Annotated in this window: 23 protein-coding genes; 7 read left to right on the top strand and 16 right to left on the bottom strand. The window is 60.0% G+C overall.

The window, feature by feature from the left end; genetic code table 11:
- Genes Q0837_RS10470 through Q0837_RS10485 form a run of 4 tightly spaced genes read right to left on the bottom strand, consistent with a single transcriptional unit; the run spans position 1 to position 4,422 of the window.
- A complete protein-coding gene (locus Q0837_RS10470; RefSeq protein WP_298468583.1) occupies positions 1-993 on the bottom strand; it encodes a glycoside hydrolase family 5 protein in 993 nt (330 codons plus the stop codon).
- A gap of 45 nt (positions 994-1,038) precedes the next feature.
- The gene (locus Q0837_RS10475; protein ID WP_298468585.1) at positions 1,039-2,091 is read right to left on the bottom strand and encodes a LacI family DNA-binding transcriptional regulator; all 1,053 of its coding nucleotides are present in this window, start codon (positions 2,089-2,091) and stop codon (positions 1,039-1,041) included.
- Positions 2,092-2,099: 8 nt separating this feature from the next.
- On the bottom strand, positions 2,100-3,491 hold the full coding sequence (locus tag Q0837_RS10480; protein WP_298468588.1) for an MFS transporter: 1,392 nt from the start codon (positions 3,489-3,491) through the stop codon (positions 2,100-2,102).
- A gap of 1 nt (position 3,492) precedes the next feature.
- Positions 3,493-4,422, bottom strand: coding sequence for an SMP-30/gluconolactonase/LRE family protein (locus Q0837_RS10485; RefSeq protein ID WP_298468591.1), 930 nt, complete (start codon positions 4,420-4,422; stop codon positions 3,493-3,495).
- Between the two features lie 230 nt (positions 4,423-4,652).
- Between Q0837_RS10485 and Q0837_RS10490 the strand changes: the two genes are divergently transcribed.
- Positions 4,653-7,211: an exo 1,3/1,4-beta-D-glucan glucohydrolase gene (locus tag Q0837_RS10490; protein WP_298468593.1), complete on the top strand. Its 2,559-nt coding sequence runs from the start codon at positions 4,653-4,655 to the stop codon at positions 7,209-7,211.
- A 6-nt stretch (positions 7,212-7,217) separates the two neighbouring features.
- Complete coding sequence (locus tag Q0837_RS10495; RefSeq protein WP_298468594.1) at positions 7,218-7,709, top strand: gluconokinase, GntK/IdnK-type; 492 nt, start codon at positions 7,218-7,220, stop codon at positions 7,707-7,709.
- Here the strand turns inward: Q0837_RS10495 and Q0837_RS10500 are convergent.
- The 3 genes from Q0837_RS10500 to Q0837_RS10510 are packed head-to-tail and all read right to left on the bottom strand — an operon-like array spanning position 7,698 to position 11,349.
- The gene (locus Q0837_RS10500) at positions 7,698-9,044 is read right to left on the bottom strand and encodes a GntP family permease (RefSeq protein ID WP_298468596.1); all 1,347 of its coding nucleotides are present in this window, start codon (positions 9,042-9,044) and stop codon (positions 7,698-7,700) included. The genes Q0837_RS10495 and Q0837_RS10500 overlap by 12 nt on opposite strands.
- A complete protein-coding gene (locus tag Q0837_RS10505) occupies positions 9,044-10,876 on the bottom strand; it encodes a DUF5060 domain-containing protein (RefSeq protein WP_298468599.1) in 1,833 nt (610 codons plus the stop codon). The genes Q0837_RS10500 and Q0837_RS10505 overlap by 1 nt, the downstream gene beginning before the upstream one ends.
- The gene (locus Q0837_RS10510) at positions 10,876-11,349 is read right to left on the bottom strand and encodes a cupin domain-containing protein (protein WP_298468602.1); all 474 of its coding nucleotides are present in this window, start codon (positions 11,347-11,349) and stop codon (positions 10,876-10,878) included. Before Q0837_RS10510 ends, Q0837_RS10505 begins: the two co-directional genes overlap by 1 nt.
- Positions 11,350-11,593: 244 nt before the next feature.
- Here Q0837_RS10510 and Q0837_RS10515 point away from each other — a divergent pair, with 244 nt between their 5' ends.
- Both Q0837_RS10515 and Q0837_RS10520 read left to right on the top strand, forming a co-directional pair.
- Positions 11,594-12,298 (top strand): response regulator transcription factor, encoded by a 705-nt coding sequence (locus Q0837_RS10515; RefSeq protein WP_298468604.1) that lies wholly within the window; start codon positions 11,594-11,596, stop codon positions 12,296-12,298.
- 3 nt (positions 12,299-12,301) lie between these two features.
- Complete coding sequence (locus tag Q0837_RS10520; RefSeq protein WP_298468607.1) at positions 12,302-12,835, top strand: hypothetical protein; 534 nt, start codon at positions 12,302-12,304, stop codon at positions 12,833-12,835.
- Here the strand turns inward: Q0837_RS10520 and Q0837_RS10525 are convergent.
- The 3 genes from Q0837_RS10525 to Q0837_RS10535 all read right to left on the bottom strand — a co-directional run bounded on the left by Q0837_RS10525 (position 12,832) and on the right by Q0837_RS10535 (position 17,702).
- Positions 12,832-15,015, bottom strand: coding sequence for a CHASE2 and HATPase_c domain-containing protein (locus Q0837_RS10525; RefSeq protein WP_298468609.1), 2,184 nt, complete (start codon positions 15,013-15,015; stop codon positions 12,832-12,834). The two genes, Q0837_RS10520 and Q0837_RS10525, sit on opposite strands and share 4 nt — an antisense overlap.
- Positions 15,016-15,046: 31 nt before the next feature.
- Positions 15,047-16,348 (bottom strand): FecR domain-containing protein, encoded by a 1,302-nt coding sequence (locus tag Q0837_RS10530; RefSeq protein ID WP_298468612.1) that lies wholly within the window; start codon positions 16,346-16,348, stop codon positions 15,047-15,049.
- A 205-nt stretch (positions 16,349-16,553) separates the two neighbouring features.
- Positions 16,554-17,702: a mechanosensitive ion channel gene (locus Q0837_RS10535; RefSeq protein ID WP_298468614.1), complete on the bottom strand. Its 1,149-nt coding sequence runs from the start codon at positions 17,700-17,702 to the stop codon at positions 16,554-16,556.
- Between the two features lie 342 nt (positions 17,703-18,044).
- Here Q0837_RS10535 and Q0837_RS10540 point away from each other — a divergent pair, with 342 nt between their 5' ends.
- The 3 genes from Q0837_RS10540 to Q0837_RS10550 are packed head-to-tail and all read left to right on the top strand — an operon-like array spanning position 18,045 to position 20,262.
- Positions 18,045-18,683: a hypothetical protein gene (locus Q0837_RS10540; protein ID WP_298468617.1), complete on the top strand. Its 639-nt coding sequence runs from the start codon at positions 18,045-18,047 to the stop codon at positions 18,681-18,683.
- A gap of 5 nt (positions 18,684-18,688) precedes the next feature.
- Positions 18,689-19,666, top strand: a complete 978-nt coding sequence (locus Q0837_RS10545; RefSeq protein ID WP_298468618.1) for a quinone oxidoreductase — start codon at positions 18,689-18,691, stop codon at positions 19,664-19,666.
- A 14-nt stretch (positions 19,667-19,680) separates the two neighbouring features.
- Positions 19,681-20,262 (top strand): carboxymuconolactone decarboxylase family protein, encoded by a 582-nt coding sequence (locus Q0837_RS10550; RefSeq protein ID WP_298468621.1) that lies wholly within the window; start codon positions 19,681-19,683, stop codon positions 20,260-20,262.
- A gap of 6 nt (positions 20,263-20,268) precedes the next feature.
- On the opposite strand, the gene Q0837_RS10555 is transcribed toward Q0837_RS10550, so the two are convergent.
- From Q0837_RS10555 to Q0837_RS10580, 6 genes are read right to left on the bottom strand one after another with little or no spacing between them, the layout of a single operon-like run.
- Entirely contained in the window at positions 20,269-20,574 is a 306-nt protein-coding gene (locus Q0837_RS10555; RefSeq protein ID WP_298468623.1) for a YciI family protein, read from the bottom strand.
- Positions 20,574-21,338, bottom strand: coding sequence for a hypothetical protein (locus tag Q0837_RS10560; RefSeq protein ID WP_298468624.1), 765 nt, complete (start codon positions 21,336-21,338; stop codon positions 20,574-20,576). Before Q0837_RS10560 ends, Q0837_RS10555 begins: the two co-directional genes overlap by 1 nt.
- Complete coding sequence (locus Q0837_RS10565) at positions 21,335-22,237, bottom strand: VOC family protein (RefSeq protein ID WP_298468625.1); 903 nt, start codon at positions 22,235-22,237, stop codon at positions 21,335-21,337. Before Q0837_RS10565 ends, Q0837_RS10560 begins: the two co-directional genes overlap by 4 nt.
- Entirely contained in the window at positions 22,234-22,989 is a 756-nt protein-coding gene (locus tag Q0837_RS10570; RefSeq protein ID WP_298468626.1) for an enoyl-CoA hydratase/isomerase family protein, read from the bottom strand. Before Q0837_RS10570 ends, Q0837_RS10565 begins: the two co-directional genes overlap by 4 nt.
- The gene (locus Q0837_RS10575; protein ID WP_298468627.1) at positions 22,986-23,858 is read right to left on the bottom strand and encodes a polysaccharide deacetylase family protein; all 873 of its coding nucleotides are present in this window, start codon (positions 23,856-23,858) and stop codon (positions 22,986-22,988) included. The genes Q0837_RS10570 and Q0837_RS10575 overlap by 4 nt, the downstream gene beginning before the upstream one ends.
- Positions 23,858-24,658 (bottom strand): SDR family NAD(P)-dependent oxidoreductase, encoded by an 801-nt coding sequence (locus tag Q0837_RS10580; RefSeq protein ID WP_298468628.1) that lies wholly within the window; start codon positions 24,656-24,658, stop codon positions 23,858-23,860. Before Q0837_RS10580 ends, Q0837_RS10575 begins: the two co-directional genes overlap by 1 nt.
- Positions 24,659-24,676: the final 18 nt, after the last annotated feature.

Here is a 24,676-nt window from a genome sequence, read left to right on the forward strand (position 1 = left end):
TCACTCCTTCGTGAGCGCAGCCAGCATATCTTCGTCCCAACCGTTCTCATCGGTGTAGAGCGCGAAGGTGTTGCCATAGGCCCATAGGCACCACGGCACGTCAGCAGCTTCCATCGCCGTCTTGACCGCGCCAGCCCATTTGACCCGCTCTGTATTGTCGACCGGCGAATTCACCCCGAACTCGCCCAAGAATACCGGGCGTTTGACGGCTTCGCGAAACGCAGTCGCTGTTTCAACCGCTCGCGCCAACTCGGCCTTGTCCTCACTGGAACCCCAACCGCGCTTGCCCTTGGGCATATCGTCCCCGAGCCAGGTCGCCTGTTGATGGGTAAAGTTGAACGGATCGTAGTAGTGGAACGTGTAAACCAAATTCGGATCGTCCGAAGCGAGATTGGTCGCCAGTGAGTTGATGCCGGACCATTCCTCGCCGCCAAGGATCACGATCCGGTCCGGATTGTCGCGTCGGATCAGTTGCAGCGCCATGGCCTGAAGTTGGCGCATCTCTGCCCCTTTCAGGTTCTTGTGTGGCTCGTTCAGAGTCTCGAACCAGACATTGCCCGGCAGCTTGGAATAGCGCAGCGAAATCTGATCCCATATAGCCCGATAGCGGTCCTTCTGTGCCGCAGGCTGCTCCATGATTTCTTCGAAGTGATGGATATTGAGGACAACATTCAGACCGCTGGTGAGCGCCCATTTCACGTTGCTGTCGACCAGTTCGGCAAAGTCCGGATGGATGCGGAAATCAGGCGCAGGCCCGGTGTAGTCGCTCCAGCGCACAGGGATTCGCACCGTGTCGAAACCGGCCGCGGCGATTCTCTGGTAATCCTCCTTAGCGTAATTCCGGCCCCAGGGCGCACCATTGGGCGCCTCCAGCGCGTTGCCCATATTGACGCAGCGCTTCATCTTGAAGTCTGCAGCGATTGGTGTGGCATCTTCTGCAGACGCGCTCGCCGAAGTCAGAGCCAACGACAGCGCAATTGGCAACGTTGTCAATCCACAAAGCAATTTCATCATCTCTCTCCCAACAAAGTCCGCGTATTAGCTTTCGCGAGGTGCTGCGGTGGTGTCCCGCAGGATGAATTCGTGATCGAGCACAATGCGATGCGCCCCATTCCCGTTGGCCTCACTCAACGTCGAGACCAATTCCCGAACCGCCGTCGCACCCAGATCGCTCAGCGGCTGGCGGATCGTCGTCAGAAACGGACGCATACAGGTCGCGATACTCGCATCGTCAAAGCCGACCACTGAAAGGTCATCCGGCACTTTCAACCCGCGCTCGGTGTAAGCCGCGACAAGTCCGGCTGCCATGTCATCGTTGGATGAGAAAACTGCCGTCGGCGGTTGTTTCAGGCCGAGATAGTACTGGCCCGCATCATAGCCCGCCTGAAAATCAAACATGCCGGGACGGACAAGATCAGGGTCAACCTTCAATCCGGCGGCTTCCATTGCGACCGAAAACCCGGAAAATCGCACATGCGTCGCGCGCTGGTTCTCACTCCCGCGAATGAACCCGATCCGCCTATGCCCAAGGTCCGTTAGATGGCGAACCACTTCGATCGCCGCCTTGTAGTCGTCGATCTCCACCAGGACGCCCTGATTCTGCAAGTCTACCGGGCCGACGCGAACGACGGGGATGCCCATTTCCTGCAGAACGAAACCGATCTTTTCGTCATTGGCATAGGGCGCGAGGAGCACCACACCATCGGGGCGACGCCGACGCATCACCGTTTCAAACGCATCGCGTATTTCGGAAATGGATTTCTGATCGAGGTCCTCGACCAGGCTGATCGACAATTGATAGCCCAATTCCTGGCACGCAATTACAGCGCCGAACTGGATAGAATTGACATAGGCACTATCGGGATTGTGACAGATCAGATTGATGTCGTAAGAGCGGCTGCCCCGCAGTGATCGCGCCGATTGGCTGGGCACGTAATCCAGCTTCTCCGCCGCTTCGCGGACCTTCCGGCGCAGTTTGTCCTGAACGTGCGGCTCATTGTTCAAAACCCGCGAAACGGTCTTGATAGAAACGCCGGCGAGATCCGCCACGTCCTTCATTTTGGCCGAGTTTTCGGATCTTGCCTTCGCCATATACCCCCCTACCGCGACAACTCGTCCACGATGCGAGCGTGCAGATCGCGGGTCAGTGGCATAAGAAACAGCGTAATTGAAGCGATGACGAGCAGGAAGGCCGGAACGAGAGCCATGTAATTGCCCAATGCAGCAGCGGTTTCGGCCGTCTGAACCTCTCGCTCGGTCTCGTATCCGATCCCCGAAAGAAGGTATCCGACAGCAAGCCCGGTGAGCGCGCCCGAAGCCTTTTGCACGAACAGGCTCGAGCCAAAAACTGCGCCTTCGTCACGCCGTCCGTTGGCGTATTGCCCATACTCGACCGTATCCGGGATCAGCGCCCAGATGATGATCGCGAAGGCAGAACCGGTTAAGCCAAAAACGATGATCTGGATCGGAATGCCCGCTATCAATATCGGCCCGGCTGCGAAAAGCGACAGGCCCGCAAGACATGTCAGCGCAGTCGCCAGATACCAGCATTTCTTTTTGCCGAATGAGCGGGCAATCAATGTCCATAACGGCGTCCCAGCAAGAGTGGCGAAGGCATAGGCCGACAGGATCACTTCCTTGTTGGCAAACTCACCGGCATTGGATTGAATGTAGAACGCCATAGGGATGCTCAGGCTCGCACCCGCTGCCGAGTTCAGGAACAAGATCAGCAGAAGCAGCCGCAGGGCGTCATTTTGCGCAAAGGCATCAAGAAACGATTTCGGGCTCCAACCACGCGGGATGTCGTCACCCCCCAAAGGCGGCTTTTCGCGGGTGAAGAAGAAGCAAGCCGACAGAGCAACGGTGGCCACGATCGCACCGAGCATCGCGGTGTAGAAAAAGCCATCGCTGGTGTATTCCTGATCCGGCCCAAACTCGCGGCTGAGCGGGAAGAAGAATGTGGTGACACACAGCATCCCGCAAAACGCGAAGAACATACGCACGCCCGACAATTCCGCACGCTCCACTGAGCTGAAAGTCAGTCTCGCCGACAGAGCGGAGTAAGGGACTGCCACGATAGTGTAGGACGTGCGAAAGACGATGGCTGCGCCGAGCAACGCGGCGAACAAGGCCCATCCCTCAAGCGGAGGTGCCCAGAAAAGCAAGCAAAATGAAGCTCCCAGGCCAATGCTTCCGAACAGCAAGAACGGTCGATAGACACCGTGGCGACTGCGATTGGCGGCTGCGAAAGATGCGACCAGTGGATCGGAAATCGCATCCCACAACAGGCCCAGCGCATAGATCCATCCGGCAAGTTTCGGATCGAGGCCAACGACTTCCGCATACCAGAACACCAGGATCAGCGAGAGACTGTGCCAATAAATGTTCAGTCCGAAATCGCCTATTCCGTAGCCCGCAAGCCGTTTGACCTTCTCGCCGTGCATCAAACCGCTAGCCAAGCTTTGGCGATAGGTTTGGGCGATGGTCGGCATATCAAAACCGGCCCAATCCCGCGGTCTTGGTTCGCACCGCAACCAAGCGGTCGGCGGCAGTGATGAACAGTGTCCGACCGTCTTCGCCGAACGCGCAATTCGCCGTCGCTCGCCCGGTGGCTATTCGCCCGAGACACTTTGCTTGTCGGTCGATCACCAGAACCCCGCCCGGTCCTGCCAGAAAGATATGCCCGCCAGCGCCCACGGCCATCCCGTCGGGCAGACCCCCGACTTCGGCCATGAAAGGGCGCGCATCGAACCATATCTCTCCCCCGCCAATCCCATCGGCTCCGATTGAAAAGCGCCGGATCAAAGGCGCATCGGGGTCCGATTGGCTGACATAGAGGTATCGTTCATCGTCCGACAACACGACCCCATTGGGGAACGTCATGTCGTCCACAATCCGTGCGACGTCGCCGTCAGGGAAGAGGCGGTAAACGCCGTTTACGTTCAGCTCTTTCATCGGCGAAGCGTTTAGTCCGGACAGCCCATATGGCGGATCGGTGAAATAGATCGTCCCGTCGGCAGCTTCGACCAGATCGTTTGGACTGTTGAATCGCTTACCGTCAAAGCGGTCGATCAGCGTCTTCCGCTCACCGGTCGCGAAATCACGCAGTTCCACTGAACGCGCGCCATGATTGCAGACCAGCAGACCGCCTGATTGCGCCAATAGAAGCCCGTTTGCACCGGGCTCCCGCATACCTTTTGCAAGATCAGCTTCCACGCCTGAGGGATCGAGGAATATCTCGACGCCTTGCTCAGCCGACCAGGCGAAAGCGCGATTGCCGGGCACGTCGGTGAAATACAATCGCTGGCGGTCGCGGTCCCAGGCTGGCCCCTCCGACCATCCATGTCCGGTCGACAAAAGGCGCGGCTCAGACGACACGTCTACGACATCACCAAAACCGGAAGCGAACGGTTCGAAACTCACTCCATGATCTTCGGTGTTACCAGAGGGAACAGCAATGCGCGCGCATCCCGCAGCCAAAGCAGCGAGCGATGCCGAAAGCGCAGTCCTGCGCGAGACAAGAATCAAGATCCCATTCCTCCCAGACCCTTGTTATTCCAATGTTGACAACCTTGTCAAAAACCGCTGCTCTAGAGCCGAGATTGGAGATTCGGTTGCGCCTGAATGCGCGGCCGATGTGGAGGAGTTCGCGAATGCCCCGGGATATTTTTGCGCCAGCGCTCGGCGTGACGATAGCCGTCTGCCTCAGTGGATGTGCCACAGCCTATGGCGAAACGCCCGCTCCTCAAGTTGCCGCAGCGGCAACCACGTCCGCCTCGGCCAATACCGTCACGTCATCGGGCAGCATCCGTCCAGAGATTTGGCCCGAGCTCCAAGCCGCTCCGCTTGACCCGGCTATCGAAACCCGGATCGACAAAATCATGGCGCAAATGACGCTCGAACAGAAAGTCGGCCAGACAATTCAGGCGGACTCGGGCGCCGTCACGCCAGAAGAAGTAAAACGTTACAGGCTCGGCTCCGTGCTGAGCGGCGGGAACTCCGCACCTGGACCGCTACCTTATGCTGCGGCCCCAACCTGGTTGGCAATGGCCGACGCCTATTGGAACGCTTCGACCGATCCCGAAGGTGTCGATGTCGCGATCCCGATCATTTGGGGCATCGACGCGGTCCATGGGCATACCAACTTGCTAGGTGCGACGGTCTTCCCGCACAATGTCGGCCTTGGCGCGGCTCGCGATCCTGAATTGATCGAGCGGATCATGGCGGCCACTGCGCGCGAATTGGTTGTGTCAGGGCACGACTGGACGTTTGCGCCAACATTGGCCGTCCCACGCGACGACCGCTGGGGCCGCGGCTATGAAGGGTTCTCCGAAGATCCGGCAATCGTGATCTCCTATTCGGACCGCATCGTTGAGGGCCTCCAAGGCACTGCGGGCGAAAGCGATTTCATGGCTCCGGGCAAAGTCATTTCGGCAGCCAAACACTACATTGGCGACGGCGCGACCGACAATGGCCGCGACCAGGGCGATGCCAGCATCAGCGAAGAAGAACTGCGCGACATCCACGCGCTCGGTTACCTGCCAGCGCTCGATGCGCAGGTGCAGACGGTCATGGTGTCGTTTTCAAGCTGGCAGAACATCAAGATGACCGGCAACAAGGCGCTGATCACCGATGTCCTGAAAGGCCGCATGAACTTCAACGGCTTCGTGGTCAGCGACTGGAACGCACACGGCCAGATTCCCGGTTGTTCGAACACCGACTGCGCTGAAGCGTTCAACGCCGGGATCGACATGTTCATGGCGCCCGACAGTTGGCGCGGTCTCTATGAAAGCACGCTCAAGCATGTGAAATCGGGGCGCATTCCGATGGCCCGGCTTGACGATGCGGTGCGCCGCATTCTGCGGGTGAAGCTCAACTACGGATTGTTCGAGCGCGGTGCGCCAAGCTCGCGCGCTGACGCCGGCGATGTCAGCCTGCTCGCCAATCCCGATCACAAGGCAATTGCGCGCGAAGCCGTTCGCAAATCGCTGGTGCTTCTCAAGAATAACGACAGCACCTTGCCGCTTGAGGCCGGGCAAACCGTGCTGGTGGTCGGAGACGGAGCGGACAGCATCGCCAAGGCATCGGGCGGGTGGACACTGTCCTGGCAGGGCGGTTCGCACGGCAACGATGAATTCCCCAATGGCCAATCGATCCTTGGCGGGATCAGGGAAGCGGTCGAAGCCGCTGGCGGCACGGTGATCTTCGACGAAGCTGGCACCGGCGATCATCGGGCCGATGTCGTCATCGCCGTTTATGGGGAGGACAGCTACGCCGAGTTTCAGGGTGATCGCCCGCATCTCGACTTTGCCGACGGTGCATTCGATACAGGAATGCTCGAAAGCTACCGTGAGCGGGGCATGCCGGTCATATCAGTATTCCTTTCCGGGAGACCCATGTGGGTGAACCCCGAGATCAACGCCTCGGACGCCTTCGTAGCAGCGTGGCTTCCCGGCAGCGAAGGCGGAGGAGTGAGCGACCTGCTGTTCCAGCGCGATCCCGCATTCGACTTCACCGGCAAGCTCTCATTCTCATGGCCAAAGCGCGCCGATCAGGCGACGCTGAATGTCGGCGATGCGGGATACGATCCACTATTCGCCTATGGCTATGGTTTGACCTACGCGGACCAGAGCCAGCTTGCGCAGCTGTCAGAGGAATCCGGGATCGATCCCAACGCCAATGCATCTGGAGACGTGCTGTTCGCTGGCGGGCAATCGCCCAATCCATGGTCGCTCTATGGCGTCGTAGCTGGCACGCAAACCCGTCTCAATTCCAGCACATGGGACGGCGGCGCGCTCACCTTCTCAGGGCTCGATCGTCTGGCGCAGGAAGACTCGCTTCGCATCACATGGAGCGAAGCAGAGCCTTACGTTCGGATCGCTACGCATGCCCCTGTCGACTTCTCGCGCCAAAGCAACGGGGCGATGGAGTTGTCCTTCTTCGTCCGCAATCTGGGAAGTGCACCGGCACAATTGCGCGTGGCGTTGGGCTGCGACACAATGGAAGCATGCGGTGACGGATTGAAAGTGGGCGTCACGGGCAGCGAATGGCAGGAAGTGAGACTTTCCCTTGCCTGCTTCGCGGATCTGGGAGCGGACATGACAAAGATCACAACCGGTCTGCTGCTCGCTACCGAAGGCCCAGCCGAAATTGGTCTTGCCGACATCCGCCTCGCTCCCGATATCGACGCGGTGCGTACCTGCGGAGACTGATAGCCGATGCCGCGCCAGTTGATCGTGGTCATGGGGCCAAGCGGCTGCGGCAAGTCGAGCGTCTCCGCTGCACTAGCCGAAACCATTGGCGCCCCGATGCTCGAAGGGGACGATTTCCACTCGGACAAGAACCGCGCCAAGATGGCATCCGGTCATCCACTGACCGACAGCGACCGCGCTGGCTGGTTGGACGCCATCTGGCACGCGTTGGAGACCCATCTGGCGCCTCGTGTATTGCTCGCTTGCTCAGCGCTGACGCCCTACGTCCAGTCGCGGTTACGGGAAGCGTCCAACCGCGATATTCGCTTCGTCCTGCTCGATGTGCCGCGAGACGTACTGGCCGAGAGGCTTGAAAGGCGAACCGACCACTTCATGCCGCCAACTCTGCTGGACAGTCAGATAGAGGCGCTCAAAGTGCCACAAGATGCAATTGTCATCGACGCAAGCCAATCAGTCGATGCAATCGTTGCCGAAGTGGTGAGCCAGCTAGAGAACTAGGCCAAGCAGCAGCACCGCCACAAAGCCAACAATGCCAACCAATGTCGAGGCAATTGTCCAGGTCTTGAGCGTCTCACCGGCAGTCAGCCCAAAGTATCGTGAAACCAGCCAAAAGCCGGAATCGTTGACGTGGCTTATGATGCTCGCCCCGGCAGCAATAGCGATCACCATCCGCGCGAGGTCCCACCCTTCCAGACCAGCCGCGACTGCAAGCGGAGCAGACAGTCCGGCTGCAGTTAGCATCGCAACTGTGGCTGAGCCTTGGGCCACTCGAACCAGTGCTGCGAGAAGGAACCCTGCAATAATCGGTCCCATGCCGAATGCGAGGAACCCTTCTGCCATCATTTTGCCAGCGCCCGTGTCGACGAGTACCTGCTTGAACGCTCCGCCAGCTCCGGTGACCAACAGGATCACAGCAGTTGGCTCCAACGCGCGGGTAAGGCCATCTTTCAAACGCGCCCGGCCAGCATCATCTGCAGGTCTCAGCGCCCAAGCAGCGAGGCCGCAGCCGACTAGCAGCGCAACGAAGGGATGGCCCACAAAGCCGATAAACTCGCTATCCCAACCAACCTGTGCGGCAATGGCGGCCATCACAATCAGAGCAATCGGAACGGCGATGGCAGCCGAGGCCCTTGCAGCAAGCCCATTCTCAGCAGCGGTATCCTCACTTGGCTCAGCGGATTCCAGACGATCCGGCAGCCAGCCACGATTGTCGGCGAAGCGCGCGTAATACGGTCCCGCGATCAGCATGGCCGGAATGCCTGCGATCAAGCCGCAAACGATCACCAGTCCTATTTCCGCACCGAGTATCTCAGCGACTGCGACAGGCCCCGGTGTCGGCGGGATAAAGGCGTGCGCGGTGGCCAATCCCGCGAGCAGTGGCAGGCCGAAATACATCGCCGCTTTGCCTGCTTTCGCTGCGAGGGCGCGCACCAACGGGAACAGCAGGATCAACCCGACATCGAAGAACACCGGGATGGCGATCACCAGCCCGACAAAGCCCATGGCGATGCCAGCCGGTCCCGGAGGTCGATTGCCGACGATAGACCGCGCAAGCGCCGCCGCGCCGCCGCTCGCTTCCAGATAGGTGCCAAGCAGCGCGCCCAAGCCCACGATAACCGCGATAAAGCCGAGCACTCCGGCAAAACCATTCTGAATCGATTCCAGCACCGCTCCGGGCGCAAGACCCGCTGCAAGGCCCGTAGCAAGCGCGGCCACGAGCAACGCAGCGAAGGCGTTCACTTGCCGGGCAAGGATCAAAAATAGCAGCCCGACTACTCCAAGTATCGTCGCTAGAAGTGGGCGCCAGGCAACCAGAAATTCGGTGAGTTCCATCAGCGGAGAGCTTCAAGCAGGACGATTCTGTCAGCGCCGGAATGCGGTGCTAAGAAGATAGCTGGCAGAGCATTTCCAGAGAAATCAACTTCTCGCTCGGAAGCGTCGAACACGCCCTTTTTCGGGTCGAACAGTCTGACCCGATAACGGCCTGCCGAGAATGCCGTGGCAAGCGGTGTTGGGGTGTCTTCGCTCGAATAGAATGCGTAGACTTCGCCTTCTTTGCCAAGGCAATAGGCGTCGCCCGGGCATGGCTCCATCTCCCAATAACGCAAGTGCTGTTTGAAAAAGTCGAGCGCAACTCGCGTCTGCCGCCACAATTCTGCGCGGCTGCGCAAGTCTTCCGTGGTCAGGTCATTGCCGTCCTGTTCGGCGCCAAAATACCATTCTACCCCGGCTCCACCAGCAAGCAGAGTTCCCCACAAGGCATGACGGCGCAGGCTGTCGTGATCCGGGTCGTCACTGTCCGCGCGCGCTCCGATCTGCCACGGCCCAATCTCGTCCATGGTGATGGGCCAGAGGTGGCCTGCTTTCCGCGACAGATCGTGCCATTTGCGGATCTCAGCATTGACCGTTTCACGCTTGCTGACTTGAAACGAAAGCCCCGCAATGTCGCGGTTGCCGAGCTGCGGGGAGAGGATCGTATCCTTGTCTGCCGCCTCGGAATGCGTGTGTAGAAGCACGGGGTGATCGTAGGGATCGATCTGCTCGATGTAGCGTGCCATCGCCGTGCGCTGCGCATCCGACTGCCCCTCGGGCCGCCAATGCACGGGTCCATTCTCTTCGCCGATGTTCCAGAACAGAGCGGGATGATGACCGAACCGCGCGACCAATTCTCGCAAGAACAGTTTGCGCTGCGGCCCGGTGTCACCGCCATCCAGCGCCAATTCGTTCTCGGTCTCCTGCAGAACGACATGCAAGGCTATCCCGCGCCGCTGCATATGCGTGAAGACAATCTCCCACTGCGCCAGCTTGCTGACATCGAAGCGGGTGCGGACCGCCGGGTTCCGCCACGGCCAGACATCTTTCCCGTCGCCCTCGGTGTTGTAGACAAGGAAATACGCGACGTTCATTCCCTGGTCAGCGAGGTAGTTGAGAGCTCCGATCAGACCCTTGCCCTTCCCGCCCTGCCATGTCGGATCTCCCGGCCGCCAGTCGGCGACATGCGGAGCAAAAGTATGAAGCTCCGCACCAGCATCGGATTCTCCATCGCGTGCATTGTCGGAGAGGCGGTAAGTGCCGTCGAAATCGACATAGCCAAGCAGATTTTCCGGGCTGTTGGTCCCGCCTTTCAACCAGAGCTTGTCGCTGCCCGCAAAGCGAAAATAGCGTCCGTCACGGCGCAGAGCGCCGTGTTGGTAGAACTCAGGAGTATTGCCCCTCGCCTCGCCCACTTGGAACGAGCCATTCCATGATGAATGCAGTCGCATGCCGGGATCACCGATGTCGTTGAGTGCCGCGTCCTGCCCCGCATGGAGCTCGGCAGTGTAGGTCCATTCGCCCGGACGATCCGGCGCAAACCGCACCCGCCACACATCGCCGCTATCGGCTCCCGTTTCGGCGGCGTTCCCATCTGCAGCGAAAAAGCCGGGGACCGTGACCGAGTGCGAGCCGTTGCGGAATGTCACCGTCAGCTTGAAATCGGTGAACGGATTGACCGCGCTCGTCTCGCTCAGAGCGGGGCCCGTAAAATCCAGCGCCATGGGCTCCCAAACGGTGCGAGCTATCAATCGCGCGGCATCGGAACGAGCGGGCGTTGCGCAGGCGATAAGCGGCACGAACAGCAACACACAAAGCGCTGCGCTTACAAATCTTCGTAGATCGCTTGCCATTATTCGGTCGGATCGACCGGGACCGGCAGACCTTTGGAATTCCATTTCCAGAACACGAAAGTCAGCGGCTCATCACCAGTGTTCTTGATCCCGTGCGAATCCCAGGCCGCCGCGTAGAGCATATCCCCTTTCTTCGCGGCGAATACCTCTTCACCGACGGTCCATTCACCCTCGCCTTCGATAACCATCAGGAACTCTTCCTCGGCATGCCGGTGTGGAGGATGGATTTCGAGACCCGGCTTGATCCTCGCAGTTCCCGATAGCAGGTCCTTTGTTCCAGCCGTTTCACCGGCAAAGTATTCGACGAAGGTGCCCCATTCCTCCTCAGCCGTGGAGGCGGTCTCAGTCGTGAGCACCTGTGTTGGCAGGCCGGACATCTTCGCTTGCTCGGGTGCAGACTCCTCTGTCGCCGCCGGTGCACAAGCGCTGATTAACAGCGCTCCAGACACGGCGAGGCTCGACGATATTCTCATAAATCCCCTCCATTCACTCGCACATTGATAACGTTGTCAGGTTAAATGCTCAAGCACCGCGTTTATCCGGATCAACTGCAAAATCACGGATGCACGGACTACAAAGGCTTCATCAAACCGCGCTGGCATGTTGTAAAACATTGCAAACTATGGCTCTTCAAATCGGTCTGCCTCTGGAACAGAAGGCGTCAGCCTAGTAGCCTGCGCACAAGAAACGCATTTCAACAGGGCGGAGCAGTCAAGCATGCGGGTAGCATTGGCCGACGACGAACAGGAATTGCTCGAACAGATCGCGGCGATCGTGCTCGGCGCGGGTCACGAAATCGAGACGTTCAGCAATGGCGTTGAGCTTCAAACAGCGCTTAAACGCGAGACCTTCGACGTGGTCATGCTCGATTGGAATATGCCGGGCCTGACCGGGGTCGACGTGCTCGAATGGGCCAATGAGAATATGCCCTCCCCGCCGCCCTTCATCATGCTGACCAGCCGCGGCGAAAAAGACGATATTGTCCGCGGCCTGCACGCGGGCGCGGTTGATTACATCACCAAACCGGAGTCCGATGAGATCATTCGGGCGCGTCTTGAGGCGGCCGGACGCCGCATCGGCGGCAACAAGCCGGACCAGCATGCGCAATTCGGCAAGTACCGGCTCGATCGCAAGAGCAAAACCGTTGAGGTCGATGGCGAAGGGATTGCCGTTACCGCCAAGGAATTCGACCTGGTCGACCTGCTGTTCCAGAATCTCGATCGGCCGCTTTCGCGCGGGTACCTGTTCTCCCGCGTTTGGGGCGGCGAAACTGAGCTGGAGACGCGGACAATCGACGTCCATGTCTCCCGCCTGCGCACCAAACTCGAGCTTCAGCCAGCCAATGGCTTTGTCATTCGCACCGTTTTTGGGTTTGGCTATCGCATGGATGCGTATATCGAAGAGGAAACAACCGACGAGTAACGCATGAATCAGCTACGCCAGAACAGGCCGACCCCTGCACGATCATGGATCGCTGCACTTGGTGCTGCGTGCGTAGCGGGATGTGCAGTTAACTCGCCTCCTGTGCTGACCAGCAGCGTGGGCACGGCTCCTCCATCAATCTCGAAGATCCATCTTGTTGAACCCGATGCTGAGAAGGTCCAACGCGGCGAACTCTACTCTGCCATCGCACAAGAATTGCGCGGACGCGGTGTGGAGATCGCCGAAGATGCCGATGCCGTTGCTGACTTCGCAATCTCGGTCAGCCCCAGCCCGGTAGGCCTCTATGCCAGCGAAGCAGGCAAATCCGATGACCAACCGGAGCAGATCGCAACAACCCGGAAACAGCGCTGGTACGACGCCTGTGAAGCTGTCCGCGTGCAAGCGAGCTTGGTGCTCTACAATCGCGGTAATGGCGAGCTACTGAAGAGCAGCAAGGCCGAGAGCATGGGGTGCGAGGGAGATATGCCCGTCGCCGAACTGGCTGAACTGCTCGCCGACGACCTTCTCGCCGACTAGGTGCGCTGAGCTTCTGCGCATGGCAGCGTGATCACAAATCGCGTGCCGGCTTCCTTGCTGGAACTGACGCTGATTTCGCCGCCGTGCTCGTCCACTGCCCGTTTCACATAGGCCAGACCGAGGCCCGCACTGGGTCCTGCCTCGGTGTTGCGCGCTCCGAAGCGGGCGAAGGTATCTTTCTGTCGCTCTTCGGGCAGGCCGGGGCCACTGTCATAGACTTCGATACGGAGGCATTCGCTCGGCAATCGTTCCAGCTTCACGCCGACTTTCATGCCGTCGGGTGAAAATTTGATCGCATTGCCAATCAGATTGTCGATCGCCCGCGACATCGATGATGGATCGATCTGGCAAAACTCAGGGTCGGCAGGAATGGAGGCTTCGAACGCAATCCGCTTGCGCTTGGCACTGGGATAGGCGCGGTCCATCGCCTCATGCAGTAGCGCGCCGATATCGGCTTCCTGCGGTTCAACGCCTTCATATTCGAGCCGCGCGATCTGGACGAAGTCATCGGTGAGTTTGAGAGTCCGCCGCGCCTGCTTTTCGATCCGTGATAGCCGCTCCTTTTCCGGCAGTGTCTGTCCGGCGGCCCCGACCAGGCCCACGATTGCAGCCTGCGGAGAGCGCATGTCATGCGACAGGAATTCAAGCATTTCACGCCGTTGCCGCTCACTGCTGCGCAACGATGTGATATCGCGCAGGGAGACGATGTTCCCGCCTTCGCTCATGCCGATATCGGAGGACGCGATCAGGAAGGACCGCCCGTCCGGCAATTGCAGCTCCTGCTCATGTGTATCGAGCACGGCGCCGCGCTCGCTGAACAATTGCGCAAGATTCTGACCGGCCAGCGCAGCCTCGCTCCCGAAAACTTCGGCCGCCCGGTCATTCAAGAGGCTCAGTTCGCCATCCTTGTCGAACACCAGCATGGGATCGGGTGAAGCCGATAGAATACTGCGCAGGAACGACAGCCGCTCGCGCGTTTCGCCGATCAGACCGCGTACCTGCGATACTTGCCGGGCGATGGGATCAAAGCCCACCGCTCCATCTGCCAGCGGTTCGCCTTGGCCACGATAAAGAGCGCGCGCTTCAGTATCGAGGAACCGGCTGACGGAGCTCAGACGTCGCCAGCCCCACACCGGATAGGCCACGAGTATTCCGAGAATGGCCGGGAAGACTGGCATCCAGCGCCCTGCAAAGACGACGAGAACCACCGAAATCAATGCCAGCGCGACGATCAGTCCAATCGACACTCGCAAGGTCCATTTGGGCGGTAGCTGCCAGAACACCAGAAACAGCAGCACGATCGAAAGGATGAGCGCGGTCGCCACCAGAGACGACGGTATCTCGGTCACGAGTTCGCCTTGCAGCATCCCGCTGAGCAGGTTTGCCTGGATCTCCACCCCGGTCATGATCCGCCCCGCATGGACCGACACAGCATAGCGATCACCCAGCCCCTGAGCCGTTGCTCCGATCAGGACGATCTTGCCGCGTAGAAAGTCCGTCTGAGCCTGCCCATCGACGATATCGGCGGCGGAAAATGTCTGGAACGATCCTCCGGAATGCATCGGCACGATGGGGTCGCTGTTCGAGGCAGGCAGAGCATCCGTATCCGATCCGGCGGCGAGGTACGCGACCTTCGCCAGATGATCATAGGAACCGCCGGCCGTTTGGTATTCCAGTGCAAAGCGCCGCACTGCACCATCCGGATCAGGCGACACCAGCACATGGCCAATCTGCGATGCACCGGCTCGCAATTCGTCCAGCGGGAAAATGGGCTGCAATTCCGAGCTGACGCCCGGTGCAGGCGCAAAAGTGTGCGGCAGAGCGACATTGCCTGCGTCCGCAATCGATTCCGCCAGCCGTCCGTCGCTCTCGACCGAGGTCGGCTCCAGGAACAGGATATCGAACACAATCAGCTTGGGCTGGTGCACCTGCAATTGATCAACCAGCTCAGCATGGCGGTCGCGGTCCCACGGCCAATTGCCGATCTCTGACAGGCTGCGGTCGTCGATTTCCACCAGCACGATCTCATCCGAAGGATCGCCAAGCCGCAATTCGGTCGCCAGATCGAGCACGCTCGCATCCAGCCTATGCGTCCATCCCTGATGCCAGGCGAGCAGGACCAACAGCAATGTGGCCGTCAGCAGGGCGCACCATTCGCCGAAGAGGCGGAAGTTTTTCATACCCACGATTCTTGGCCGCGCTGTCTCCGCGTTATTCGCTAACGGTAAGCTCTTGGACCGGGCCCCAGACCTTTATCACGTCGCCTTCATCGATTTGGAAGGACGCCACCTTCCATTGATAGGTACCAGGTTCAAGGCTCGAGATGAGCACGGCTGTGTTGCTCATGCCAACCTCGTCGACCAGCAACTCGCCCGGATTGTCCGAGCGCCACATCTGGAATGCATGTGTAACGTCGCCAGCGCCTTCGGTGCGCCACGCAAACTTGAATGCATCGGCGAATGCGGCGGGTTCTGCCGACGCCGCTACACCGACGCGTTTGCGGCGGAAAGAGTACACTTTCGAAAGCCCCTCCAAGCCTACACCAGAGATCGCGCGGCTGCGCACGAAGTAGCGGCCATCTTCCAATGGCTCGAATTCGGCTTCGATGGTTTCGTCGATGCTCTCAGTCACGACCTCTATGAAACCGGCGTCGCGGGCGATCTGAGTGCGATACCCTGCCGCTCCGGTGAGCGGTTCGATCGCGAAGGTCAGCGCTTCTTCGGTTTGGATTCGGCCCGGCTCGACCAGTTCTGGAGCAGGCAGCAATTGCTCGGTCTCGCCCAGCGTGTCGCCTGCCGAGGCTACGCCAAAGCCCGCGCCGGTTGGGACTTCCCGCTCACCGGTCGCGACATTGACGTCGCCCTCGACCACTTCGGTCAGGCTCAGATCGCTATCGGGGTCGAAGCCGACGCGAAACTCTGTGCCGCGCACGGCGGTAACGACCAGCGGTGTCCCAACGCGGTAGCGACCTTCGCCATCGATCTTGGGAGCGACAACCTCACCCCGGCCGCGCAGCACGCGCAGTTGAATATCGATCTGGTTGTTGATCAGATAGCGGCGCGCATCGATGATCCGCGCGCGTGAATTGGATGGGATCGAAACCTTGGAATTACCGTCCCCGGCAATCGATACAAAGCTGTTGCGGCCAGTGGCGATCTCCACCCCTTCGCGCAAGGAAAGGCCGATGCTGGGATTGATCACCCTCCGCCCCAAATTCAGCTGGACTGCTCCGGAGAAGCTCTGGAGCACCAGATTGACCGGCCGATATTTGAGCAGCCGCCGGGGGATCTTCAGCGTCGTCCCAACCTGCATCAGGCGCGGGTTGCGAACGCGATTGATCCGCCGGATTTCATTCGCATCGGACCGGTTGGCGAGATACTCGCCCGCCAGCCCGTAAAGCGTGTCATCCTGTTTCACGGTGTAAGTGATATCGCCATCGGGCGCTGCCGAGGCGGAGGCCGCCGCGACCGCAAACAGCCCTACCATCAAACTTTTCAGCGCTGCGATCCGCATAGTCCCATCCCTCGTTTCGCGGCATGACTAGCATTTCGAGGATCAGAGATCACGTCGAACCGCGCGCATGCAAAACCAATTTACATGCTCCGTGCCCTGTTAGCCATTCACAAAAGGCCAAATGGCAAGGTCGAATGGAAAGGCCAAATAGAAAGGAGCACGATGCCATCGGCACCGCGCTCCCTTAGAGTTCGAGGTATCGACCCTATTTGTCGATCTGGTCCAGCTTTTTGGCTGCCCATTCGCGTCCGCCGAGGCCGAATGCCAGAGCGCCTGCGACGGCTAGACCAATCACCAGCGCGCTGAATGCGGTCTGCACGATCTCTTCGCCAACGCCCATGAACTGCAGGCCCATGAAGGTGAACAGCAGGATCGTCGCATAGCGCACCACCGAACCGGCCATGCCAACGCCGCCAAGCATCTTGCCCAGAAGGTTGGCGATCAGGAAACCAACCCCAATCACAACCGCGCCAAACAGCACGCTGCCGCCGAGCTCAAGAACCTGATCCAGGATCGCAGTGAGTTCCGGGAAGCCCAGCATCTTGGTCGCGGCGATGGCGAAGAACAGGATAATCCCGATCTGCACGATGCGCGACAATACGCCTGATGCACTTGTGCCTTCAGGCAAAAGGCCAAGCGCTGCAATCGGGCGGTCGACGCCGAATCCAGCGAGCAGCTCGCTGAGAATGCCGACTACGAACTTGCTGATCAGGTAACCGATGCCGAGCAGCAGGCCTGCAGCGATGATGTTCGGGATGGCGGCCATGATCATGCTGAGCATTTCGCTGGCGGGGTCCGAAATCGCCGCAATGTTAAGCACGCCCAGCGCACCGATGGCGACCGGGATCGCGATCAGCGCGTAGACAATGGTGCCGATCGTTTTGCTGATCGTGGCATTGCCGGTGACGTCTTCCACGCCGCCTTTGCTCGCCCACTTATCGAAATCGACGGTTTGCATTGCGGTCACAACGATGTCGCGGACAATGCCCGCCACCATCAGGCCGATGAACAGCAACAGACCTGCACCAACCAGCTTGGGCACGTAGCTCATGATATTGTCGAGCAATTCGTTGATCGGACCAGCAACGCCGCCAAGCTCGAGCACTTGCAGGATGCCGAGCAGGCCGAACAGCCAGATCAGCAACGAGACGATCTTTCCGACCGAAGCGCCAACGCTTTCGCCGCTCGCGGTTCCGCGACTGAGAAGCGGGATACGATCAACCAATTTGGCGAACGCCCACTTCGCCGCGTTGGCGAGCAGCCAGGTTACGAGGAGGATCGCGATGGCGAAGACGGCTTTCTCACCCAGCTCCATCGCGAGATCCTGGTCGAATTGATATCTTCCTATTTGCATGAATGTGCTCCCTGCTGTGCTGCGCTGGATGAGATCGATCCAGAGGACTTTGTCATGAGAACTCCCGCGATCCCTGCGGGAATCGAAGAGCGCGCATGGGGATGCGGCGCACTGATTACCGCACGCATAGTACCGGCCCGCTAGGGAGCTCTACAAGCCGCCCGCCGTAAATTGTTGTTTCGGGGAGTGCTGGCGATGCGCTATTTGCCCTCCGCCCGCTGGTCTTGTCAGGCTTCGCAGAGGACAATTCGAAGCTTGTCACACTCCAAGCAGTCGGTAGCGATAACAAAATTTGTCCGGACAACTCTTCCCATTCTGCCCGCGCCCGACTAGGCTGCACTGATGCAAAGTCTAAGACTGATCCCGGTAGCGTTGCTTGCCGCATTGTCGTTCCCAGTAATGGCGCAGGACGCGCTGCCAGCGGGGATATGGACCAACACCGAAGACGAATATTTCGCCGAGGAAGAAGGCCGCGAGAAGCCTGACTGGGCCGCGTTCGAAGCAAACGAAGACGGCCAATGGCGGCCAATCGATGCCTTCGGCGAAGCGCAAGGTGCATGGAACAAAGGGCCGATCCCGGGTCTCTCGGGCGACGCAGTTACCGGATGGCGGTTCAAGGGCAGCGAACTCCGAAGGGCACGACCATTCTTTTGCTGGGTTTCCGTGCGCAAATTCGCGGGCAAGCCCGATGGCAGCGAAGACTGGACCTTCATCCGTAACCTGCCTCAATTCGACCAGGGCGGACGCATCCTCGTTCCCGGCGATGGGATCGCTCCGGATGTGACGATCCGGATGCGCAACGTGACGTGGGCAAAGGGCAGTCGCAACAAACCCTCATTGGTGCTCTACGTACACAAGGCAGACCCGGTTAGAGCCGAAAGCTACAGCTGGGCCGCACCGGAATCGACCATGATCGGGATTAATCTACGCTGGGTTCAGGCGAGCTGCAGCAAGGCACAAAGCAAAACAAAAGGACCATAACAGCCATGCAATCGACCCGAGCGGTTTTCCGTCAGACTGGCGGCCCCGAAGTCATCGAGTGGATCACCGAAGATCATCCCGCACCCGGACCGGGCGAAGTCACGATCAAGCACGGCGCCGTGGGTCTCAACTACATCGACACCTATCATCGGCGCGGAATCTATCCGGTCGAACTGCCCAGCGGAATGGGTTTGGAAGCGGCGGGCCGCATCACCGCGATAGGTGACGGCGTAGATGGGTTTGCAATCGGAGATCGGGTCGCAACATTCGGACCATTGCTTGGTGCCTATGCCACCCACCGCAATATCGCGGCCGGGCATCTGTTCCATCTGCCCGACAGCATCGATGATGAAACCGCTGCCGCTGCGATCCTGAAGGCATGCACCACCGAATTTCTGGTCGAACGCTGCGGCAAGGTTGAGGCTGGCTGGCCGGTCTTGGTCCATGCCGCCGCCGGCGCGACCGGGTTGCTGCTGGTGCAATGGCTCAAGCATATCGGCGCGGAAGTGATTGGGACGGTTTCAACCGAAGCAAAGGCCGAAGCCGCCCGTGCGGCAGGCGCGCATCATGTGATCTTCTACAAGGACGAAGACACTGCCGCGCGCACCCGCGAGATTACTGGCGGCGCTGGCGTGCGCGTGACCTTCGACGGGATCGGTCGCTCGACTTGGGAAACGTCGCTCGATGCGACGGGCAAGCGCGGCTTGATCATCAACTTTGGCAATGCCGATGCGCCGGTGGGCGAGGTCGATGTGGGTGTGCTGGCGATGAAGGGGTCGCTGTTCAACACCCGCCCGATGCTGTTTCACTATTACGAGGACCCGGCGGATCGCGCGGCGGGCGCGGCGCGCGTCTGGGAGATGTTCGACAAGGGCGCTCTGTCCGTGACAATTGGTCAAACCTATGCGCTCACCGACGCCGCACAGGCTCAGACAGATCTGCAAAGCGGCAACACCACCGGATCGACGGTCCTGCTGCCGTGAGCCGGATCGCGCCCATGGCGGTCGAAGATCTGCCGCCCACCACCCGCGAGGCGCTGACTTACGCGCAAGGCATCATGGGCTTTGCGCCCAACGATGTGCTTACCATGGCGCACTGGCCCGAACTGCTTGAGGCGATGGAAGGGCTGGTCTCGGTTATCTACAAGCCGGGCGAGCTCGACCCGGTGCTCAAACGCCTGATCGCGACCATCACGAGCGGCGCGGCCGGTTGCCGTTATTGTCAGGCACACACGGCGCATGGCGCGGTGAAAATGGCAGGCGGCGATGACGAAAAGATCGCCAAGGTCTGGGAGTATCAATCGAACCCGCTGTTCAACGCCGCCGAACGCGCCGCGCTCGATCTGGCGCTCGCGGCTGGAACTCAGCCCAACGCTGCGACCGACGCGCATTTTCGCGAGCTGAAGAAACACTTCTCCATGCAGCAAATCATGGAGATCATGGGCGTGATCGGCCTGTTCGGTTTCCTCAACCGCTGGAACGATACGCTGGCAACCGAGCTTGAGGACAAGCCCCACGAATTCGCCAGCGAGACGTACTCAGCCGATGTCTGGGAGCCGGGGCGACACAAGCGCGACTAACGCGGATCAGCCTTTCCAAGCGGTTCCGCCAACCCAATCACCCGCAACGCCGCGAAACTCGCTTGCCGAGATCGATTGCCAGACGCCCGCGTTGAAATAGGGATCGGCTTCGAATTTAGCGCGCGCGGCATCTTCATCACCGGCCTTGATGACGAGCATCGATCCGATGGTTTCCTCGCCGCGCTTGAGCGGGCCTGCCACAGCGTAATCCTCGATATGCGCTTCGACATGGTCGAGATGCGCAGCCAAGTGCAGCTCGCGCAGCCGCGCCCCATGCTCTCCATCGCGGCAGTAAAAGGCGTAAAGTGGCACTAGGGTTCCCTTTGCGGCGGCGTGAAGACTGATGGATCGATGGGCTCGCCCACCGTGACCTTGGTCCACAGCACCGTATTGCTGATCACGCCGTCATACAACAGAGTGACCGAACGTGCCTGCACCCAGCCGCTATCGGGAAGGCGCACGAAATCGCCGTAGATCCGCTCGTGAAAACCGCGCGCACTGTCGAACGCCATATAGCGGATGAAACCGCTTTCGACGTCGAACCCGAACAGCGTCTCCTGCCCGCCCGGATCGGTAATGCGGATTAGGGAAACCCTATGCCCACGGACCTTGCGTGGTGGAGCGAAGCTGAGCGCGAACCCGTCGTCGAGCGCCGAACGGACAATCCCGAAGCCGAAATTGCTGGCCCAATAGGCGTCGGCCTGCGCCTTAGGCATGATGCCGTCCTGGGTCCACGTGGTCTCGCCATCGTAGCCGACTTCGAACAGGTTGCGCTCGCCCGCGTTGGCAACGATGCGCACCTTACCATCGGCACCATGTGCGACCTTCCGCCCGCGCTCGAATGCGCGCCACATGCGATAATCGTCCGCGACCGAGCGGACTTCACCTGTGGCCGGATCGAAGAAGGTGGCGGTGCCTTCGAGCTGCAGGGTCTGCGGATCGAGGAATGCCTCGCCTCCATGCGCCTCAAGCCCGCGCTCCACCACCTCACGCGGCGAAAGTGACGTATCGGCTTTAAGAGGTTCGGCTGAGGCGATGCACAGCGCAAACATGCCAGCGAGCCAGCGGCCAATCATTCGCCGACCTCGACCAGCTCGACCAATTCTCCGCCAGCGCCAATGGTCGTTCCGCACCGTCGCTCCTCATAGAGCGCCCCTTGGCGAGCATCGGGCGGCATGATCCAGTCAACATCGCACTGATCGACATCACGCACCGCGAGACTGACCAATGCGTTACCGGGAGGCAGTTGCTCATGGTGACACGGTCGATCGGTCGCCGCTGCGGGATAGTCGTCCACCTCCACAATCGGCATCCGGTCATGCTGGACCATCGTGATCGTGGTCAGCGTATCGGCCGGCAGGCCGAAGGCGTTGTTGATCATCGAATAGGGTAGAGAGTAATCCGCGCCGCGCGTCAGACCCAATCGGTCACGATACCATTCGACGCTCGCATCGCGATCCGGGGTCGCCAGCACGACGATGAATATGCGGTCCACAGCCGATTTGGCGCGCGGCAGGTCTGTCCCCGGCATGTCGTTCAGCACCTGGTTGAGATAGACCATCTCGCGCCCCGTCCCGAGCACCTGCATCGGGATGAAGGCTGGCTCGATATTCTCGAGCTTCTTGGGCGGACCGACGATGGTGAAGCCCGCACCTTCGACGACGTCGGGCCAGTGCCACACATCCTCGACCGTGCATTCGAACGCGGCCCAGCCGTAACTGCGCGTGGGTTTGAACCCGGGATGATCGGGCTGCTCTACGAGGCGGAACCAGCACGGTGCGCCGCTTTTCGGGCGCAGCACTGCGTAAGGTGAACCTGCGTTGCCGGGACAATTCCAGCTTGCCGCGAGATCGGCGGCGAGTGCGCCTTGCTCGACCAGTTCCAGGCCGAGGCAATCGCGGTACCCGCTCAGTGCGTCGGAAAGATCGGGCACAGTCGAAAGACCGCCCATTATCGTTCCGTGAGCGATGCTCATTCGCCGAATTCCGGCTTGCGCTTCTCGACAAAAGCCTGCGTGCCCTCGGCGAAATCCGGCATAGTGAAGGCGCGCGCGAACATTTCTGCGGTTTCCTCGTTCTCCTCGCTTTGTCCGTCGAGAACGAAGCGGATCATGCGCTTGCTTTCGCGGATCGAATGTGGGCTGGCCGCGAGCAGCGCGGCGATAGCGTCGTCGGGGCTGTCTGCAATCTGCTCGATCAGGCCGATCCGCTGCGCTTCCTGAGCGTCATGGAGAATGCCGGTGTAGAGCATCCGTCTCGCGTGCCCCGGCCCGACCAGATCGGTCAGCAGTTTCACATCGTGCAGCGGATAGACAAGACCCAATTTGGCGGGCGTGATACCGAAACGCGCGGCTTTGGTCGCCAGCCGCAGATCGCAGGCCAAAGCCAGACCGCAGCCGCCGCCGACGCAATCACCCTCGACCCAAGCCAGCGTGGGCATGTCGAGCCGCGTGAGCTTGTACTGCACCCGATTGATCGCCGCTTGATTGGCCGCGCGCCAGGCCGCGTCATCCTTGTTCGCCAGCAATTCCCTGATGTCGGCCCCCGCACAGAACGCACCGCCATCCGCCGCGCGCAGGACAAGCACCTTCGCTTCAGGATTGCGCTCCACCTGATCGAGCAAGTTCGGCATTGCCTCCCACATCGCCATGTTGAAGGCGTTGCGCTTATCCGCCCGGTCGATCAGCAGGTGCGCAACCGGACCATTCATTTCGAGGCGCAGGTTCAAGCCGGGTTCTCCGCGATGAAATGATCGGCAATCGCCTTGCGCGTGGTCACCCACACGCCGTCATGCGCGCGGACATGGTTGAAGAATTCCTCCAATGCCCAGATGCGACCGGGCCGCCCGATGATGCGGAGGTGTAGCCCAAGACTCATCATTTTCGGGTTCCCTTCCTCGCCTTCGCGATAGACCTGATCGAAGTTTGCTTTGGCATAATCGAGCCATTGATGCGGGGACAGTGCCGGGTCGGTCCACATCTTCATATCATTGCTGTCGAGCTGATATGGCAGGATACACATCGGCTTCCCGGGAATGGTGTCACGATCCCAGAAAGGCACGTCGCCGCTGTAATCGTCCATGTGGTAGGTGAAGCCCTCTTCTGACAGCAGCCGCCGCGTGTTGTCGGTGAGCAGATAGCGCGACAGCCAACCGCAAGGGCGCACGCCACAGGTCTTTTCGATGCTGGTGACAGCCTTGCGAATGAACTCGCGTTCCTGGTCCTCGTCCATCTTGAACTGGTGCACCCAGCGCCAACCATGGCTGACCGGCTCATGGCCCAGTTCAACAATCGCTTCGGCAATCTCGGGATGGTTTTCGAGGCTTAGCGCGGCGACGGTCCAGCTGGCCATGATGTTATAGCGCTTGAGCAGTTTGACGATCCGCGGCGCGCCAGCCTTGATCCCGTAGAGATAATTGCTTTCGTTCGAGTAATTGCGCATCTTCGACTTCACGAAAACACCCAATTCGTCGACCGGCTCCATGCCGCGATCGCCGCGCGCGATGGTCATTTCGCTGCCCTCTTCGACATTGACGACAACGCTAAGCGCCATCTTGGCGTTGTTCGGCAGGTCCATCCGTTCTTCGGTCAGCGGCATCAGTGCATTTCCTCCCCGCCGCTCACATTGAGCGCTTCTCCGGTCACATAGAAGGCCTCATCGCTGGCGAGCCAGAGACATGCAGCGGCGGTATCACTCGGCAGACCGGGCCGCCCCATGGGGTTTTTGGCGCTCATATTGGCGAGGTATTCTTCGACAGTGGCGAAGCCGAGCAGTTTGCTGAAATACTCGTTCTGCTGCGCCCCAAGTCCAGTGGTGACATGGTTCGGGCAGATCGCGTTCACCGTGATCCCGTGTGCGCCCAGTTCGACCGCCGACGCACGGGTCAGGCCGACCATGCCGTGTTTGGACGAGACATAAGCAGGCAGGTGAGGGAAGCCGGTTTTCGCCGCTTGGCTGGCGATGTTGATGATCCGCCCGCCTTTGCCCGCATCGACCATTGCGCGTGCGGCGGCCTGCGTGCTGTAGAATGCACCCGAAAGGTTGACCGCAATCACCTGATCCCATTCATCGGCCGTGTCGACGTCGAGCAGCGGCTTCATCTTGAAGCCGATCCCGGCATTGTTGACGAACACATCGAGCGTCGGGAAATGCGCGAGTGTCTTCGCCACGAGCGCCTGGCATTGGTCGGCTTTGGAAACGTCGCACGCGATAGTCGCGACTTTTGCCCCGCGTCCGCGCAGTTCCTCAGCAACAGCATCGGCTTCCGCGTCGATGGTCAGGTCCGAGACGACGCAGTTGGCACCTTCATCGGCGAATGCTTGCAGGATGCCCTGCCCCAGCCCCTTCTCCTTGCCCGAGCCGGTGACTACGACCGTCTTGCCTGTGAATTTAGCCACCTTAGAAGTCCCCCACTC

It is taken from the genome of uncultured Erythrobacter sp. (genome assembly GCF_947499705.1).
In the GTDB taxonomy this organism is placed as follows: domain Bacteria; phylum Pseudomonadota; class Alphaproteobacteria; order Sphingomonadales; family Sphingomonadaceae; genus Erythrobacter.